The organism is Candidatus Protochlamydia sp. W-9 (assembly GCF_001950615.1).
Taxonomy (GTDB): domain Bacteria; phylum Chlamydiota; class Chlamydiia; order Chlamydiales; family Parachlamydiaceae; genus Protochlamydia; species Protochlamydia amoebophila.
Genome location: NZ_BCPZ01000142.1, coordinates 1 through 15,711 on the forward strand (window position 1 = coordinate 1; position 15,711 = coordinate 15,711).

Below are 15,711 nucleotides of genomic sequence, written 5' to 3' on the forward strand. Positions count from 1 at the left end.
TGCTTTCTCTTGTTCATTTCCTTGCCTTTTCTATAACTATCGCCCAACTGATCGATGAAATCCAACAATTTAAAAGCCCGTCTTTGGCTCAATCGATTGTTTTCTAGCATCCATTTAGCACAAAGTCGCTTAGCAGCTCTGGGCTTACCACTTTTTTGACAAGACATCCTTTAAAGCCACAATATCTAAAGCTTGGTCAGCAACAAGTCTTTTAAACTTAGTATTTTCAGATTCAAGGCTCCTTAATCGTTGAGCTTCGGAAACATCCATCCCACTAAACTTTGCTTTCCATTTATAATAAGAAGCTGTGCTGACTCCGTGCTTGCGACAAACTTCTGCAAGAGGTATTTTAGAGTCAACTCCTTTTAGGATTTTAATGATTTGTTCTTCTGTGAATCTTTTTTTCATACTGTTTCCCTTTTTTTAAAGGATAACATGATTTTCTACTTTCTGTTGGACCTTTTTTGCGAGGCAATGTCAACTGTTTAAAGTAAAAATTATAGAGTCATGAGGACTTACACTATACGTTCTTATCCATAACTCCGAGTGAAAAGATCTTTCACATCTTTAAGCTCCTGATAAATAATAACATCTGGAACTGTACTAAATGAAACAGATACAATATGTTGCTTATGGATAACATGTTGTATTTTTCCTGTTATAGCATAGTTCTTCTGATGATAGGCCATTCCTGGTAAAAAAGCATTCCAATTATTATCAAAATAAATAGATCCAAGAAAATCACCTATTCCTATTCCAAGCATTTTCAGAAAAGCTTCTTTCGCTGTCCATATACGTAAAAAATATGCTTTTCTCTTGCCTGAGTTAATTGTCATGAGATGCTTTTGCTCATCTTGATTAAATACAGCACGACTCAGCTCAATTACAGAAAATTCCTTAGCATATTCTTCAATATCAATCCCTATATTGCTAGTTATAGAAAATCCATAAGCTACCCATTCGTTAGAATGAGACATATTGAAAATAAAAGTTTTACCTTTCAAATTAAAAAAAGGTTTATCATACATTCCATATTTATACCTGATTTCTGAAAGAGGAACTTGCAAATATTTAGATATAAGCAACCGTAATATTACATGAGAATATAAAAATTTTTCTTTTAACCATTGAGTTGCAAATCGCATCTTTCTTAATTTTTCTTCTAATAAAAGGAAGCCATCATCAAGCAAAGATGTATGAGTAAGGGTTTTAAGATGACTCGTCCAGACGTGAATATTGTTTGAAGACAGTTTAAATGTTGGTGTTTCTACTTTTTTTATCATGCGTTTGTTTTAATAATTTGAGTTAAATTTTTTACAATAATTTCCAAACTCTTTTTTACAGAAAACACATCGTAGTGGCAAGCAGGAAGCTCTACCCAGTTTAGGTTTTTTACTAAATGCCTCCAGCCATTATAAGGATCAATAGAAGGAAAATGGCTTGTAGAATACACGGCTTTTAATAAAGTGACATTAAATTCTCTAAATTTTGGTTGATATTTAGTTAATAAAAAGTGATTATTTATCATTTCATCAGAAAATAACTTATTTTCTGTACTGCCTATCTTAATGCCATAATTCTCGAGTATCTCATCAATTGTGCTCTGATCAATACTATCAGAAACTGCAGAATCTACAAAACTATCTATTAAAAATACATGCTCAATCGTCTCATTCAGATTTTCTAATTGTGCTGCTATCTCAAATGCTAAGCACCCCCCAAAAGACCATCCTCCTAAATAGTAAGGGCCATGTGGTTGTACTTTTCGTATTTGATTCATATAATAATGAGCCATTTCTTCAAGAGTGAAAAATTGTGAGCCTCCCTGCCCGAATCGAGGATTTTTAAGGCTATAAATTGAAAATTCAAAATCACAAGAAGCTAAATGAGAATAAGCAAATGTTAATCCATCGGAAGCATGCATCAGAAATAGAATGGGTGAGGAAGAACTACCTGAATGAATTTTATGAATTGAATTATTCTCAACATTTTGGATATGAATACTTTTAGCTAATTCAACTATTGTTGGATATTTAAAAACATCAATGATAGAAATTGAACGATTAAAGTGCTTTTTAATTTCAGAAGACAAAGTAATCGCAAGCAATGAATTTGCCCCTAAATCAAAAAAATTGTCAAAGATTCCAACTTTATTGACTTTAAGCAATTTTCTAATCAAGGACAGTAGTAAATGTTCTGTATGGTTACGAGGTGGCGTATCATCTTCTTTATCAACTCTACTATTTGGAACTGGAAGTTTTTTGTGGTCTATCTTACCATTGATATTTAGAGGAAAATTATCAATAAAAATAAAATAAGAGGGTATCATGTAAGAAGGTAATTTATTGGAGAGGAACTCGCGAATTTCAAATGCAAAAGCTTGTTGATCTTGCTTAAGAGTAAGGCAAAAATCACATACAAGATATGCAATAATTTTATTTTTATTTTCAGAAGAATTTAATAGAACAGCTTTAGCTCGTTTAACTCTAGGATGGCTTTCTAAGTGCTCTTCGATATCTTCAAGTTCTATGCGGTAGCCTCGAATTTTCACTTGAGAATCTATTCTTCCTAAGAATAAAATGTCGCCAGCAAAATTAACACGGACAAGATCTCCGGTTAGGTACATGCGAGACCCATGCAAGGAAAAAAAGGGATCGGGTAAAAAAGTGATAGCGGTTTTTTCAGGATCATTTAGGTAGCCTCTGCCAACCGCTGGCCCCCCAATACATAATTCTGCACTTGCTCCATAAGGAGTGAAACTATAGAAAGGGTCAAGAAAATAAAGCATAACATTGTTTACTACTCCAGAGATAGGGATCACATCGTTTAGTTTTTTTTCTTCCTTCATCAATTGATAATGTGTGACATCATCAGAACATTCCGTTGGTCCATAAGCATTTACAATCGATATATTCACAAATGATTTGAACCATCTAATAACTAAAGAAGCATGTAATGGCTCTCCTGTGGAAATAAGATAGCGAAGGGATAAGCCATATATTAATTTAGAAGAGTTCTGGACGGTATCCAAGAGCATCACGATATGACTTGGTACCGTCTGTGCAATGGTAATACAATGCTTCTTTAAAGATAGTAAAAATTGGTGCGAGTCCCAAAATTCTTCTGTAGGGCAAATCCAGGTCGAAGCACCTATAAAAATGCCGACTAAAAATTGCCATATTGAAATGTCAAAAGCTTGGGTAGCTGTCTGAGCAATAATATCATTAGAAGTGAGTTGTAAGTCATTGATTTTAGCATATAAATGGTTGAGCATTCCATAATGTTCAACCATAGCTCCCTTTGGATTTCCTGTGGATCCTGATGTAAAAATGATATATGAAAGCCGATTAGAAGGATAAAGATGGTTTTTATGGGTAAACTTTTGTCTTAAAGGAGTTTGCAATAGTTTGTCAATTGTCCTGATAGGGATTCCATTGGAAACTAGTTCCTCGCATAGATTTTTAAGTTCGGAATTCGTAAGAATCAAGCATGGACGACAACTAATTAATATATTTTGGATACGCTCTTTCGGTAATTTAGGATCGATTGGAACGTAAGTTGCACCAATTTTTAAAATCGCGAGAATCGAAATTAGGAATTCGATATTACGTTCGCCTAAGACGCAAATGGGATCTTCCAGTTCAATGGCATAAGAGCTCAAATGTTCCGCTAAAAAATTAACCTGTTGTAAAATCACGCCATATGTTATGTAATGATCTTTAAAAATAACGCATATTTTTGAGGAATGGCTCTCTGCATATTTTTTAAGCCGTTCAATGACGCCATCATCAGGAATAAAAGAGTTCTCAGATCCTTTATGGATAGATTCAGTAAGCTGTGAAAGAGAAAAAAGTGAAATATTATTAATTTTTTCTCTAGGATTAGCTACGACTGCTTCGATAATATTTTCAAGATACTTGCCAAACCACTGAATTGTCTCTTTCTCGTAAAGTTCTTCAGCGTATTCAAACCTCAACTCTAAACCTTCTTTTTTTTCCCTAGCCCATAATGTTAAATCAAAAGCTGAGGGATTATTAAATTTTTTTTCAACCTCAATCTCTTCAATATCCAATCCTGTCAATGAAAGTTTTTGATCAGAATTTTGTAAAATTAAAACAATTTGGAAAATAGGGTGAATTCCCAAATTGTGTTTAATATTCAAGCTATTAACGACATGCTCAAAAGGAAGATCTTGATTTTCATACGCATCTAAGACTGTTGTGCGCATTTGTGATAAGACTTCCGCAAAACTCATTTGATCTGTGAACGTAGATTTAAGAGCAACCATATTGACGAGAAAACCAATGAGGTTTTTAACTTCAGGATAATGTCTATTGGCTATCGGAGTTCCAATAACATTATTTGGGCTATTGGAATAACGGTATAAAAAGACACTTAATACAGAAGCTAAAGTCATAAATAATGTCACTTTTGCTTGGTCTGCTATCTTTTGTAAAGAAGAAAATAAAGAGGTGGGGATCAAATGGGTAAACTGTGCAGTATGATAACCACCATTTTCTGTGCGTTTGCGATTGGTATGAATTAATGGTTCCTGAATAATGTCTTCTAATTGTTTCTGCCAAAACTCAGATTGAGCTAATAATTGTTTACTTTCTACGTACTTTCTTTGTGCAATGCTAAAATCGATATTTTGAATATTCAAAGGAGGGAGATTGCTAAAATTATTTTCATCCAAATAAATTTTTTTAAATTCATCAAAAAATATTCCAAGAGACCATTCATCGATGAGAATGTGATGAATGACAAAAGAAACAATGTGATCTTTAGAATTCAAGTTAATAAGGCAGATTCTAAAAAGAGGGGCGGATGATAAAATGAAAGGCCTCTTTGCTTGCTCAGCAAGGAGCTGCTCTACATCTACATCGAGTGTATCCTTAATTGAATATTTTTCAATATTTAGAGGAAAATTTTCTTCCGGTAGAACCTGTTGAAAAACTTCTCCCTCTTTTTCTAGAAAAATAGTTCTAAAGGTTTCATGCCTAGAGATAAGACATTTGATCGTATTTTCAAACTTTAAATAGCTAAAATATCCCTTGATGCGAAAGGCATAAGCGAGGTTATAGAGTCCTTTAGAAGGCAGAAGATGATCCATTAACCATAAACGCTGCTGAGAAAAAGATGCGAGAGCTGCTTTTTCGCTATGTTTCAGAATGCTTAAAGGAGTTGTGGAAGTCTTATATGTTTTTTCTTCAATATATTTGGCAAGTTTTTTAATTGTATTGCACGAGAATAGTGTGCGTTCATTCACATCAAACTGATGGAATTTTAGCTTAATTGTGATTTTTAAACAGCTCAAAGAATCAAGTCCAAATCCAAATAGATCATCCTCAACCCCTAGATCTTCTATTTGTAATTCCTCTTGATATATTTTTGTTAATAATTCTTCTAAAAAAGAAGAGGGAATTTCAAGTGGTTTAGTATCTACTTCTTGTATTTCCAAAGCTTCTACAATTCTCTTTCGATCCACTTTACCATTGAATGTTAAGGGAAATTGCTCAATAAACTTATATTGTTGAGGAACCATATATTCAGGTAGATTCTTCACAAGGAAATTTTTAATTTCTTTGATAAAAATCTTCTTTTGAAATTGTTTATTTTTAGGGATAACGTAGGCGACAAGTTTATGGTAATTCTGATGTGTGAGCTCAGCTTGAACAATTGCACATGTAATGTCATTGTGGTTGTTGAGATAAGATTCGATTTCTTCTAATTCGACTCTATAACCTCGAATTTTCACTTGATTGTCCAATCTACCAATATACTTTAAAGAACCATCTTCTAGCTTTGTTGCTGTATCTCCCGTACAGTACATTCGTTGATGCAATGAAGAGGAAGAATAAGAATTGGGGATAAATTTTTCTGCTGTTAAATCAGGCCGATTCCAATATCCCAAAGCAACGCCCGATCCTGAAATGCATAATTCTGTTTTTCTCGAATCTTCATGTGCAACTAATATGACTTGCGTATTTGGTATTGGAAATCCTATGGCAATCTCTTTATTGCTATCTTTAGAAGTATATTCTGCAAAGGTAGACCAAATAGTTGTCTCAGTTGGTCCATATAAATTCCATAACCTAATCGAATAGGTTAGCAATTTTTTAAAGAGTTTCGCAGGTAAGGGCTCTCCTCCACACAAGACTCTAAAATCGGGAATGGGATACCAGCCTGCTTCCAAGAGAATTTGCCACGTGATGGGCGTCGCTTGCATGATGTTTGTTTTTTGTTTTTCTAAAAGTACTAAAAGGCAACTTCCTTGATTAGTAATATCATGAGAAGCTAGTATCAAAGTTCCCCCTGTAATTAAAGGACCAAGATACTCAAGCATTGAAATATCAAAAGAAGGTGTTGTAACAGATAAAAAACGATCTGTTTTTTTCAAAGAAACTAAATCAGTGAAACTTTTTAAAAAATTGATTAAGCTTTTATGAGAGATCATGACACCTTTAGGCTGCCCTGTCGATCCTGATGTATACAAGATGTAGGCAAGCTGATCAGGAAAAATATGAGGCAGACGTGCACTTTTTTTTAAGTCACAGGGTACTTCTTCAGATAGACTATAATAAAATTGTTTACATTCAAATTCATTAAAATGTTCTTTTAAATTTTTCGATGTTATCAAAAGAGTAGGGCGACAATCATTTATAATGTATTTGTGTCTTTGTTTGGGATGATGAAGATCTAAAGGAACATACGTTCCACCTGCTTTTAAAGTAGCAAGAATGCATATCACTAAATCAATTGATCTATCTAAGGCAATGCAAACGACTGTCTTTGTTTCGCTGAGATGTTGCGAAATACTATATGCAAGTTGGTTTATTTTTAAATTAAGACTAGAATATGTAAGATATTCACTATTGAATATGACTGCAATTTTGTCGGGATTTTGCTTTGCTTGCTTTTCGAGAAAATCTGCTATACTTTCAATGGGTACTGCGGGATTGCTTGGAAATTTTCCATCTTTTAGGATATTTTTAGGGTCTTTTTGGACAGTCATTTTTTAAATCCTTTAACTCAACTTTAGCAAGTGGGAATAACTTTATCATAAATAAAGGAAGGTTTTTCTGATTCATTCCATTCTTGAAGACTTTTGAAATCTATTTGTAATTCATTTATCTTAAAACCCATTATCAACTTAATAATTTCCATGTTATCAATTAATATTATTTTATAAAATTCATTATAGCTACGAAGCTCCTTCCTGAAATTATTGGTTGTAAGATCCAATACTAAATATACTTTATCGAGATAACATTGAATAGATTCATTCAAAATATAAGGAGTCAATTTTTCATTTACAAACTCTTTCTCCTCACAGTTAACAAAAAATTTAATCTCTTGACTTGAAAAACTATGGATTAACTCCTCAATAAGATTTAAACAATTAATGTTGCCATAGATTAAAATAAAATCTCTTTTATTAGTTTTCATAGAAAGCGTTAATTTTTTAAAAGCTTCCTCAAAATTCTTCCCAATATGCATTTGTTCACCGGTCGATCTCATTTCAGGGCCTAAGTTATATTTGGCATTAGGAAGCGCTGAAAAAGAAAAAATAGGCTGTTTAAAATAGAAATTTTTAAAGTTAAGTATTTGTGGCATTTTTAACTCTTCAAGTGTTAAACCCAATGCAACTTTGGCAGCAAGCTGAGAAATAGGGACGTGAGTAGCTTTTGATAAAAAAGGAATATTTCGACTGGCTCTAAGATTGACTTCCAAAACATATATTTTGTCAGATTGAATTGCAAATTGAATATTAATTAATCCTTTTACTTTTAAGTATTTTGAAATATTATTCGTAATATTTATTAATAACTCGATTTTTGTTTTATCCAAAGAAAAAGGTGGAAAAGAGAAATGAGAATCGCCAGAATGAATCCCTGCTTTTTCAAAATGTTCTACAACTCCAACGATACAAACTGCGTTTTTATCGGATAATGCATCAATTTCAACCTCTATTGCATCATCCAAATATTTCTCAATTAGAATAGGTTTAAAGGAGTCGATCATGCGATAAGTCCGACTGTGTTCTAAATCTTCAAGAGAGGATATAATTTCCATTCCCTTGCCGCCAATGACATAAGAAGGGCGTAAGATCACAGGGAATCCAATTTTCAGAACATTTTCTACAATTGCTTTTCTGTCATTAGCGATTAAATTATAGGGTTGATTAATTCGAAGTTGCTTCAGAATTTCTCGAAATTTGTCTCTATCTTCTGTTAGATGAATTGAATGATATTGTGTTCCAATGAGTGGAAAACTATTTTTAGTTAGAAAATAGGCGTGTTTTAAAGAGGTTTGCCCTCCAAACTGGATCATAACACCCAAAAGATTTTCATCTGTATTTTCTTGTCTGATAATTTCGCTTATCTCCTCCTCTACTAATGGTGAAAAATACAATTTATCTGATATAGTATGATCAGTAGAAACTGTTTCCGGATTACAGTTGATCATAATCACTTGATATTGAAGTGCTTTTATAGCTTGAGCTGCATGCACGCAACAATAATCAAATTCAATTCCTTGGCTTATACAATTAGGACCACTTCCCAAAATAATGATTTTTTTTTGCTTTGAATTTTGCTTTTCTGATTCATTTTCAAAATTCGAATATTTTTGATATGTTAAATACAAGTAATTTGTTTGAGCTTGAAATTGTCCAGCGCAGCTATCAATTCTAAAACAAGAAGGATACAAATTATATCGAAGACGCATTTTAAGCGCATCCTCTAAGCTTGAACCTGTGAGTTGAGCAATTCGTTTATCTGAAAATCCTGCGGATTTAACGAATGCCCATTCTTCATTAGTTCTAGGTAAACCCTTGCTCTGAAGATATTTTTCTATATCAATTAAGGCTTTAATTTCTTCCAAAAACCACAAATCCCATCCTGAGAGTTCATTGATTTCCTGACTAGTTAATCCTTTTCTATAGCCTTCCGCAATGTAAAAGAACCTTAATGAAGAAGGAACTTTAATTTTCTCTATTAAATCCCTAGGGTATACAGATGCTTGAGAAATAGGGAAATTAAGCCCTTCATAACCTTTTTCTAATGACCTTATGGCTTTTTGAAAAGACTCTCGAAAAGATCTTCCAATTGCCATTACTTCTCCCATAGATTGCATAGAAATATGAAGGCTGTCGATCACACTTGGAAATTTTTCAAAATCAAATCTAGGGATTTTTGTAACGATATAGTCGATGGATGGTTCAAATGCTGCTGAAATATTGCCTGTTAATTCATTTGAAATTTCATCTAAAGTATAACCTACAGCCAATTTTGCTGCTATTTTTGCTATAGGATATCCTGTTGCTTTTGATGCTAAAGCTGAGGATCTTGAAACTCTTGGGTTCATCTCAATAACTACCAAGCGACCATCTTTAGGATTGACTGCGAATTGTACATTGGCACCCCCTGTTTCAACCCCCACAGCTCTAATGATTAAAAATGCTTGATCTCTCATTATTTGGAATTCTTTATCAGTAAGAGTAAGTGCAGGCGCCACTGCAATACTATCTCCAGTATGAATTCCCATGGGATCAACGTTTTCGATTGAACAAATCACAATGCAATTATCATTTTTATCGCGAATAAGCTCTAATTCGAATTCTTTCCAGCCTATGATGGATTCTTCGATCAAAACATTTCCAACAGGAGATATTTTTAGTCCTTTTCGAATTGCAGTTTCAAATTCTTCAAAATTATTGACAATAACAGCCCCTTTTCCACCCAAAGTAAATGAGGAACGAATGATCAACGGGAAATTAATTTTATTTAAAATTTCATAAGCATCATCTAACTCATTTATTTCATATCCAAGGGGTGTTTCTAAATTAATTTCTTGAATTAACTCTTGAAATTTCTTTCTATTTTCCGCTCTTTCAATAATTTTCCTGTCAGCTCCAATGAGTATAACCCCTGCTTCTTCTAAAAAATTATCTTGGTCTAATTCGCACGCTAAATTTAATCCCATCTGTCCACCGACAGTCGTTAAAATAGCGTCAATTTTCTCTTTTTGAATAATCTTTTTGACTACCTCAAGAGTAATGGATTCAATATAAGTCACATCTGCGATATGCGGATCCGTCATGATTGAAGCAGGATTTGAATTGATTAATACTGTTCGATAGCCTTCTTCTTTAAGAGCAATACAGGCCTGTGTGCCAGCGTAGTCAAATTCGCAAGCTTGCCCGATAATAATTGGCCCCGATCCAATGATGAGAATATTTTTTATATCAGTTCTTTTTGGCATATTGTCTAACTAAATCTAAGAAATTTTTGAAAATAAAAGCGCAATCATTAGGGCCCGGGTTTCCTTCAGGATGGAATTGCACAGCAATCACAGGTTTTTTTTCTAAAGTAAATCCTTCTAAACTATTGTCAAAGAGAGATATATGCGAAGGTTTGACAAATGCGGGAAGAGAATCAGAAAGAAGTTGAAATTCATGATTTTGAGAAGTAATCAAGATTTTTTTTAAGGCTAGATCATAGACTGGATGATTGCTTCCGTGATGACCGCATGGTAACTGTGAGACCATGCCCCCTAAAGACAAGCCAATTAACTGAAATCCTAGGCATATTCCTAATAAAGGAATTTCTAGATCTATGATTTTGTTTATGGTATAGCTTTTGTCGATAACAGTCGATCTTGGATCTCCAGGGCCGTTCGAGAGAATAATGCCGGCTGGTTGATGATCTAATATTTGCTTTAGAGGCGAATTTCCCGATAAGAGGATTATTTCGAATTCTTCTAATTGAAACGCTTGGAGAATGCTTTTTTTTAAACCGAAATCTAAGATGACGATTTTTTTTTTGGAGTTCATTGAAACATTGTGGAACAATAACTTTTTGTCATTTTGAACGCGAATAGAATAATTTTCTCCTGAAAGTCCCTTCCCATCTTGGAGCTGCATATGCAGCGAATGAATAATGTCTTTTTTTTTATTTTCACTAAAAGATCCTATCATGCATTGAATCGGCCTTCTAGCATCCCTAATTTTTTTTACCAAATTTCTAGTATTAACGTTACAAATTCCTACGATGTTATAGTCTTTCAGCCATTTCGCTAAATGGCTTTCACTTCGTTGGCTGGAGGGGGCTGTGATTTCGTTGGCAATTACTAAACCTTTTAAATGGATTTGGTTTGATTCATGATCCTTCGAATTTATTCCAGTATTTCCTATATATGGAAAAGTAAAGACCACAATTTGACCATAATAAGATGGATCGCTAATTGCCTCTTGGTAGCCAGTCATTGAAGTATTAAAGCACAATTCTCCCCTTGTTTCACCTTGAGAACTTAGAAAATTTCCTAGATAATAAGATCCGTCATCTAAAACTAAGATTGAATTGGGAGTAATCATGATTTTTTTAAGTCAGTGTAAATAAAATTTTAAAGTTTACTTTACCTCAACAAAGCCAAATGCTTTGATTTCCGGGAGTATCTTCACATATAAAAATATTTAATGCAAAATAAAATAACAGTTTATTAGCGTTTCGCGGATAGGAATCACAACTATATTAATTTAATAACAAGTAAAATTTTTAGTTCACATAAAATTTCTCTCAAGCTAAAATCCACATCACAATTTAAAAATTATTCAAAAATATATTATTTATTATGATAAATACACTTCCATTTAAAGGTTTTATAAAAAACGCCTGGAAAGAATCTCCAGCGAGTTTTTATTTATATCAAGTTAAAAAAAAATTAAATTTAAGCACAGGCCTTGTCTGTTCCATTCCTTTTGAAAATATTATCAGTGGAAATATAGTTCCTCATGAACAAATCTATCAAGATAGGATTCCAGCTCTCTATGAAAATTTGGTAAAAGAACGCAAACAAAAAAATCCAATTTTATTGATTACTGACGATAGTTTTTTTGAAAAAAAAATAGCCGATCTTCTTCTTCAAACTGAAATAGTTGAAGAGAGAGAAATAGCACCGGAAATTACCCATCGATTATTAAAATCTCATATAAGTAATTTAAATTTTCGATTTTCAAGCCCCTTATGCGTAGCTGATGGCCATCATCGGCTTTCAGCACTATTGAATTATTACCACAACCATCATAAAATAGATGCTAAGCAATCTGGAATTATGGCAACCATTTTTTATGGCCCTGGAGTCAATACACGCAATAAAGGAATCTTGTTGAATCATTTGCCTATAGAACCTCATTTATTTTTAGAAAGAATTTGTCATTTATTTGAAATGAAACTAACCGCAACTCCTTCAGCACCCCCGACTAAAAACCATAATTTTCAAATGTTATTTAATAATCAATGGTTTAATCTTTCTTTAAGACCTCAATTTATTCAAAAAAACGATCAAAAAAGATTAGGAATTGAAATATTTAGAGAATTTTTTCTCAAAAAAATTTTAAATTTTTCAAGTTATACGAATAATCCGCTTCTTAAGATGATATTTGAAGAATGTAATATTTCTTCTTTAAAAGATCTCGTACGGAGCGTTGAACAAGTCGGATTTGTTATTTCTTCTGACCCTTGTGAAATTATATTAGAAAAGGCTAGAGAGGGTAAAATTTTAGAACCTAATTCTACCTATTTTGAACCTAAATTTCTTAACAGTATGATAGAATATTCATTATAAGGTGTCATGATTATCAAATCAATTAGTGAAATTGCAAGCCCTCCTATATTCTATAAATTTTCTAATTTTATTCCCCATTCAGAAGTTTATATTAAACTTGAGGGATTAAACATTGCTGGATCGATAAAGCTAACGACAGCGCGGGGTCTTATCGAAACACTTGAGCAAGCGGGAAAAATTCAACCTAATACTAAAATAATTGAATCATCTTCTGGAAATTTAGGAGTCGCATTAAGTATCCTTTGTAAGGAAAAAGGCTATTCGTTTACTTGTGTTACAGATCCCAATATTCTTCCTGAAAATGAAAAACTTATCAAAATTTATGGGGCTACTTTAACTAAAATTACTGAAAAAGATGGTAATGGAGGATATCTTGCTTCACGGATTAAATATATAGAACAATTATTAAAAAATGATTCCAACTACATCTGGCTCAATCAATATGCTAATCAATTCAATCCCTATGCACACTATTCTCGAACAGCTGAAGATATTTTTAAAACAATACCTGAAATAGATTATCTTTTTATCGGTGCAGGAACAACTGGAACTCTAATGGGTTGTGCTTCTTTCTTTAAAGAATATGCACCACAAACTAAAATTATTGCTGTTGACACAGTAGGCTCAGTCACTTTTGGATTTCCTTCAAAAAAAAGATTTATTCCTGGAATAGGAACTAGTAGACGTCCTGAAATTGTCAATGAACATCTAATTGACGAAATTTTAATGATAGAAGAACGCGATGCTGTAATCATGTGCCGCATAATGCTAAATAAACATGGATTATTTTTAGGTGGATCAAGTGGCACAGTTTTACAAGGTATTCAAGTTTATCAAAATCGAATTCCTTCCGGATCCAAAATTGTTGGAATTTCACCAGATTTTGGACAAAAGTATTTAAACATGATTTACAATGACAATTGGATTCAAGAAAATTTTGGATTAAATTTTACAGATATTACATCTTAATAGTTTGTGAGGATTACCATATGAAAAATTGCAAAATAGAATTTATGAATGAGCTTCCTGCAGATATAGAAAATAAAATGAGAAAAAGTTTTGTGGAATATGAAAGCTTACATGGCATCGACGTCAATTATAAGAAATTATCAATAATATTGAGAAATAACGAAGATAATATATTAGGCATTTTAAATGCCTTCACTGCATTTTCAGAAATTTATGTTGATGATGTCTGGGTAGATAAACCTTATCGTGGCAGAGGCTATGGAAGAAAATTACTTGAAACTTTAGAAAATCATTTCAAAAATAAAGGATTTAATAATATTAATTTGGTGACAAATGCATTCCAGGCACCTGAATTTTATAAAAAATGTGGATTTACAGTAGAATTTGTAAGAACAAATACAAAAAATCCCAAACTTTGTAAAACTTTTTTTGTAAAATATTTTGAGAATGAATTACAAACACAAGGCATCCTGAATGGCGAGTAGGTGACGCATAATATCATTAATCAAAAATTAATTTTTTATTCCTTTATTTGCTTACTTTTTAGACAGAAGAGGCAAAATTGACCTACCCTAAGAATGTAATCCAATGATAAACCCATACTTTTATTGTTTTCCGTCATTTTTTGTTTAAGAAAATATTCTCTAGTGAATTCCGCTTGAGTCGAATACCCAAGCGAGCTTAGGCGGCTGCTCTTCATTGTATTCAATCCTCCAAGCTTCTGTAATTTCTTGTGCTTCCTGTAAGTCTAAAAATAAATGTTGATCTAAATATTCTTGTCTGATTTTTCCATTGAAACTTTCAATGTAGCCATTCTTTCTTGGCTTCCCTGGTGGAATATCATTCAGTTCGATGCCTTTTTCTTTGACCCATTTTTGAATAATTTTTGAAGTATACTCAGCCCCATTGTCTACTGTGATGCTTTCTGGCAGTTCTTTTATCAAGCTCAAACGATCCAAACCCTCAATTACTCGGTAGCTTGGCATAGAGGTTCCCACTACCATCGCTTGGACATTCTCTTGAAAAAACATATATAATAGTTAGCATTCGGATTTTCTTGCCTGAAGCCAAACTGTCCGACATAAAATCCATTGCCCATCTTTGATTTGGTCGGTGACATTTTTCAAGTGGTTCTCTCTATCAATTGGCAAACTTCTTCTTAACTCTTCTTTTTAAACTCAACGACTCTTCGATGGATAGGCGATAAACTTTTTTATGATTGGCGGACCATCTTTCTTTTTTAAGAAGAGCGGCGATTCTTCTATAGCCATAGCTTTGATGCTTTAAAGAAATCTAAAAATACGCTTTTTTAAGCCTTTGTTCTCTCGAGCATGATTTTTATGCATGGTCGATCGCGCCACTTTGATGAGTTCACAGCCTCTTCTTTCGCTTATCTCAAGACGCTTTTTCAGATAACCGGCCACTTCTCTTTAAGCTTGTGAGCCTACCACTTTTTTGAGATAATAACCTTAAGGGCTTGATTGTCTAATAGCGCTTCCGCAAGCATCGCTTTTAGCTTTGCATTTTCTTCTTCTAAGGCCCTTAGATGCTTGGCTTCCGAAACTGTCATGCCGCCAAATTTAGCTTTTCATTTATAAAAGGTATTGGGTGTCACATTGTGCTTTCGGCAAAGCTCTAGAAATTTACACCCAGTTTCCATTTCGCTTAAAATAGAAATAATTTGCTCTTCAGAAAACCGACTTTTACGCATTTTTTTGCTCCTTAATTAAAATTTTATCCATCTTAACATGAATTAATTTTTTGGGGGCAGGTCAGGACATATTTCGGCAGAGCTTGCAAAGAGGCTTTTGAAATAGTCCCCTTATCACCAAATAGTTTCCCAAAAACCCCTTTCGACAAAGTTTCGGCAATAGAAACATCAGCAACATTTCCAGGAGTTAGCTGAAAAGCCAAAATTTCTCCTCTTTAATTGATCATGAGATGCAATTTAAACCCGAAAAACCACCCTGAAGTTGTTTTTCCCCCTCTTTGCTAAACCTTTAAAGACCTTGTTTCTTTTTATGCGTTTATTGTGGCAAACATCTATCGATGGAAAATCAATAAAAGCAATTCCTGTGATTTCTCCTCTTTTATCCAAAAGATAAGCAAATAGAG

At 33.2% G+C, this 15,711-nt stretch carries 11 protein-coding genes and 2 pseudogenes; 3 read left to right on the forward strand and 10 right to left on the reverse strand.

Features of this window, described 5'->3' with window-relative positions:
• Positions 1 to 150 precede the first annotated feature (150 nt).
• The 5 genes and pseudogenes from BU804_RS04230 to carA all read right to left on the reverse strand — a co-directional run.
• A pseudogene (locus BU804_RS04230) lies at positions 151 to 408 on the reverse strand (transposase); the annotation flags it as partial.
• A 122-nt stretch (positions 409 to 530) separates the two neighbouring features.
• Entirely contained in the window at positions 531 to 1,283 is a 753-nt protein-coding gene (locus BU804_RS04235) for a 4'-phosphopantetheinyl transferase family protein (RefSeq protein WP_075883110.1), read from the reverse strand.
• Positions 1,280 to 7,015 (reverse strand): non-ribosomal peptide synthetase, encoded by a 5,736-nt coding sequence (locus BU804_RS04240; protein WP_075883111.1) that lies wholly within the window; start codon positions 7,013 to 7,015, stop codon positions 1,280 to 1,282. Before BU804_RS04240 ends, BU804_RS04235 begins: the two co-directional genes overlap by 4 nt.
• A 23-nt stretch (positions 7,016 to 7,038) precedes the next feature.
• Positions 7,039 to 10,266, reverse strand: coding sequence for a carbamoyl-phosphate synthase large subunit (carB, locus tag BU804_RS04245; protein ID WP_075883112.1), 3,228 nt, complete (start codon positions 10,264 to 10,266; stop codon positions 7,039 to 7,041).
• Positions 10,250 to 11,377, reverse strand: coding sequence for a glutamine-hydrolyzing carbamoyl-phosphate synthase small subunit (gene carA, locus BU804_RS04250; RefSeq protein ID WP_075883113.1), 1,128 nt, complete (start codon positions 11,375 to 11,377; stop codon positions 10,250 to 10,252). The genes carB and carA overlap by 17 nt, the downstream gene beginning before the upstream one ends.
• A gap of 257 nt (positions 11,378 to 11,634) precedes the next feature.
• Here carA and BU804_RS04255 point away from each other — a divergent pair, with 257 nt between their 5' ends.
• From BU804_RS04255 to BU804_RS04265, 3 genes are read left to right on the forward strand one after another with little or no spacing between them, the layout of a single operon-like run.
• Entirely contained in the window at positions 11,635 to 12,627 is a 993-nt protein-coding gene (locus BU804_RS04255) for a DUF1015 family protein (protein WP_075883114.1), read from the forward strand.
• A gap of 6 nt (positions 12,628 to 12,633) precedes the next feature.
• Complete coding sequence (sbnA, locus tag BU804_RS04260) at positions 12,634 to 13,596, forward strand: 2,3-diaminopropionate biosynthesis protein SbnA (RefSeq protein ID WP_079988600.1); 963 nt, start codon at positions 12,634 to 12,636, stop codon at positions 13,594 to 13,596.
• Between the two features lie 20 nt (positions 13,597 to 13,616).
• Entirely contained in the window at positions 13,617 to 14,081 is a 465-nt protein-coding gene (locus BU804_RS04265; RefSeq protein WP_075883115.1) for a GNAT family N-acetyltransferase, read from the forward strand.
• 159 nt (positions 14,082 to 14,240) lie between these two features.
• Here the strand turns inward: BU804_RS04265 and BU804_RS04270 are convergent, their stop codons facing one another.
• The 5 genes and pseudogenes from BU804_RS04270 to BU804_RS04285 all read right to left on the reverse strand — a co-directional run.
• Positions 14,241 to 14,627 (reverse strand): integrase core domain-containing protein, encoded by a 387-nt coding sequence (locus tag BU804_RS04270; protein WP_075883116.1) that lies wholly within the window; start codon positions 14,625 to 14,627, stop codon positions 14,241 to 14,243.
• Positions 14,628 to 14,736: 109 nt separating this feature from the next.
• Positions 14,737 to 14,889: an IS3 family transposase gene (locus BU804_RS17405; protein ID WP_079988601.1), complete on the reverse strand. Its 153-nt coding sequence runs from the start codon at positions 14,887 to 14,889 to the stop codon at positions 14,737 to 14,739.
• A 151-nt stretch (positions 14,890 to 15,040) separates the two neighbouring features.
• Positions 15,041 to 15,166, reverse strand: a complete 126-nt coding sequence (locus BU804_RS17410; RefSeq protein WP_445082299.1) for a hypothetical protein — start codon at positions 15,164 to 15,166, stop codon at positions 15,041 to 15,043.
• 18 nt (positions 15,167 to 15,184) lie between these two features.
• Positions 15,185 to 15,307: a transposase gene (locus tag BU804_RS17415; RefSeq protein ID WP_102135638.1), complete on the reverse strand. Its 123-nt coding sequence runs from the start codon at positions 15,305 to 15,307 to the stop codon at positions 15,185 to 15,187.
• A gap of 71 nt (positions 15,308 to 15,378) precedes the next feature.
• A pseudogene (locus tag BU804_RS04285) lies at positions 15,379 to 15,711 on the reverse strand (transposase); the annotation flags it as partial.